Annotated in this window: 3 protein-coding genes, 3 tRNA genes and 1 pseudogene; all 7 read left to right on the top strand. The window is 58.4% G+C overall.

Annotated features, from left to right (window positions below):
* Positions 1-197 precede the first annotated feature (197 nt).
* Entirely contained in the window at positions 198-1,157 is a 960-nt protein-coding gene (gene birA, locus IAE40_RS25530) for a bifunctional biotin--[acetyl-CoA-carboxylase] ligase/biotin operon repressor BirA (protein WP_054895649.1), read from the top strand.
* Positions 1,147-1,896: a pantothenate kinase gene (locus IAE40_RS25525; RefSeq protein WP_197893508.1), complete on the top strand. Its 750-nt coding sequence runs from the start codon at positions 1,147-1,149 to the stop codon at positions 1,894-1,896. The genes birA and IAE40_RS25525 overlap by 11 nt, the downstream gene beginning before the upstream one ends.
* Before the next feature lie 7 nt (positions 1,897-1,903).
* Complete coding sequence (locus tag IAE40_RS25520; protein ID WP_063542473.1) at positions 1,904-2,329, top strand: hypothetical protein; 426 nt, start codon at positions 1,904-1,906, stop codon at positions 2,327-2,329.
* A gap of 143 nt (positions 2,330-2,472) precedes the next feature.
* Positions 2,473-2,556 (top strand) — tRNA-Tyr (locus tag IAE40_RS25515).
* Between the two features lie 24 nt (positions 2,557-2,580).
* A tRNA-Gly gene (locus IAE40_RS25510) sits at positions 2,581-2,654 on the top strand.
* Positions 2,655-2,682: 28 nt separating this feature from the next.
* Positions 2,683-2,758, top strand: a tRNA-Thr gene (locus IAE40_RS25505).
* A 79-nt stretch (positions 2,759-2,837) separates the two neighbouring features.
* A pseudogene (locus IAE40_RS25850) lies at positions 2,838-2,903 on the top strand (GTP-binding protein); the annotation flags it as partial.

Below are 2,903 nucleotides of genomic sequence, written 5' to 3'. Positions count from 1 at the left end.
ACCCCTATCTGCGCGAGCAGGTAGGGGTTTTGTCTTTCTGGCGTTCGCCAGATCTCATCGCTCCCCCGCGCCGACACCGCGCACGCCACGGGACACATCGGCGCCCTCCCTTTCTCGCGGGGATATCCCTGCCCTTTTCCTATGCAATCCAGCAGCCCGTGGCTATCATGCCAGCCTTATTCCAAGTCGAGACTGGCATGCTGAAGTTGTTGAATCTCCTCAAGGATGGCCGATTTCATTCTGGCCAGGCCCTGGGGGAAGCCATGGGGGTAAGCCGCAGTGCTGTGTGGAAGCAGCTGCAGCACCTCGAAAGCGAGCTGAACCTCACCATTCACAAGGTGCGTGGTCGTGGATACCAGCTCGCTACGCCATTGAGCCTGCTCGAGGCGTCGGCGATTGCTGCATTCACGCAGGGTGAGCAATGGCCTGTTCTTGTCCATGACTCGATAGATTCGACCAATGCCGAGGCCCTGCGTCTGATTGGGAAGGGGCAAGCAGCTCCCTTCCTGGTGCTCGCCGAGCGCCAGAGTGCTGGTCGTGGTCGGCGCGGCCGACACTGGGTCAGCCCGTTCGCTGAGAATCTCTATTACAGCCTGGTGCTCCGGGTAGAGGGTGGCATGCGCCAGCTCGAGGGGCTGAGTCTGGTCGTTGGCCTCGCGGTAATGCGCACGCTGCATACGTTCGGTGTAAAGGGAGCGGGGCTGAAATGGCCCAATGACGTTCTTGTAGCTAACAAGAAGATTGTCGGCATTCTTCTGGAGCTGGTTGGCGACCCCGCGGATGTCTGTCACGTCGTGCTAGGTGTCGGCATCAATGTGAACATGCAGAGCAATGATCAGGTCGACCAGCAATGGACATCGATGCGTCGGGAGACTGGCGATCTCATTGATCGCAATCGTCTGGTTGCGCAGTTGAACCAGCAATTGCAGCATGAGCTTTCACGCCATCGTCGCTATGGTTTCGCTGCTTTCCAGGAGGAATGGGAGCAGGCGCATCTGTGGCAGGGGCGCAAGGTCTCGCTGATCGCCGGCAATCAGACGGTCGATGGCATTGTGCTGGGTGTGGACGGGCAGGGCGGTCTACGCATGGATGTTGAGGGTGTGGAGAAGAGCTTCAGTGGTGGAGAGCTCGGGTTGAGGTTGCGCGATGATTCTTGAGCTGGATTGCGGTAATAGCTTTATCAAGTGGCGTGTGATTCATGCCGCGGATGCCACCATTGTGGGTGGCGGTATCGTCGATTCGGATCAGGCGCTGCTGGCCGCTGTCGGAGGGCTGGCTGCCGCGCGCCTGGCGGGTGCACGGATGGTCAGCGTGCGCAGCGAGGAAGAAACCGATGCGCTGTGCGGGGCGATCAGGCAAGCCTTCGCTGTTGACGTGCAGGTTGCGCGTCCTGTCATTGAAATGGCGGGAGTACGCAATGGCTATGAAGATCATGAGCGCCTGGGCATGGATCGCTGGCTGGCCGCCCTCGGTGCATTCCACCTGGCCAAAGGGGCTTGCCTGGTGATGGATTTTGGCACAGCCGCCAAGGCGGACTTCGTGGCGGCGGATGGTCAGCACCTGGGTGGATATATCTGTCCGGGGATGCCTCTGATGCGTAGCCAGCTGCGGACCCATACCCGCCGTATTCGTTATGACGATGCCTCGGCCGAGCGAGCATTGAGCAGTCTTGAGCCCGGGCGTTCCACGGTCGAGGCAGTCGAACGTGGGTGCGTGCTGATGCTGCAGGGGTTCGCCCGTACGCAGATCGATCAGGCGCGCGCGCTGTGGGGTAATGAGTTCAGCGTCTTCCTCACGGGAGGCGATGCGCCCCTGGTCCAGGTGTCTGCACCTGGCGCGCGGGTTGTACCGGACCTGGTCTTTGTTGGCCTGGCGATGGCCTGCCCCTTGAGTTGAGGTGCCTATGCGTTGGTTGTTTCTGCTGTTGGTAGTGCTAAATGCCGTCTATTACGTGTGGCACCAGCAGGAGGCGCCGGTACGGGTCAAGGAAGTTGCACCCCTTTCCCTCTACAAGGGAAGTCAGCAGGAGATCCGCCTGCTTCGGGAGACGGGAGCGGCGGCTCCCGCCAGGCGCAGGGATGAGTGCCTGGTGGTGGGGGGATTTACCGGGCAGGATGAACTCGTGGCCTTGCGCCAGCGGTTGCTGAGCCTGGATATCGCCGCTCAGCCCGTGCAGGGGCAGTTGGCTGGCGCGGACGGCTTCTGGCTCAAGGTCAGCCCTGATAGCGAGCGTTTGCTGGATGAGGCGGTCATTGCCAGTCTTTCCAGTGATTTCAAAGACTTAAAACATAAAATTATTTTCTGCCAGGGTATTGCAACTGGCGAATAGCTTGATAGAATGGCGCCCGCTTCGCAGGGAACACCGCTCAGGTGGTAGTACCGGAAGCGTAGTCAAAGCAGCTAACTTTCAGATTTAATTGAAAAAAATGCTTGACTACAGGCCGGCAGGTAAATAGAATGCCCGGCACGTCTGGAGGGATTCCCGAGCGGCCAAAGGGGACGGACTGTAAATCCGTTGCGAGAGCTTCGAAGGTTCGAATCCTTCTCCCTCCACCAGTTTTAGCGAGAGCTGCAAGCTCCGCGGGTATAGTTTAGTGGTAGAACCTCAGCCTTCCAAGCTGATGATGCGGGTTCGATTCCCGCTACCCGCTCCAAGTTTGCTGTTTTGGCACAAAGAGTTTCGCTCTTGTAGCTCAGTTGGTAGAGCACACCCTTGGTAAGGGTGAGGTCAGCGGTTCAAGTCCGCTCAAGAGCTCCATATAAACAAGGCAGATATGAAAATATCTGCCTTTGTTTTATCAGCGTAGTGACTATTTCTTCTGCGGAGGACTGTATCGATGGCTAAGGAAAAGTTTGATCGTTCCCTTCCCCACGTTAACGTCGGCACTATCGGCCACGTTGAC

The organism is Pseudomonas sp. S44, assembly GCF_016624805.1.
GTDB lineage: Bacteria > Pseudomonadota > Gammaproteobacteria > Pseudomonadales > Pseudomonadaceae > Aquipseudomonas > Aquipseudomonas machongensis.
The sequence above is the reverse complement of the archived record's forward strand: the minus strand, read 5'-3'. Positions and strand labels throughout refer to the sequence as shown.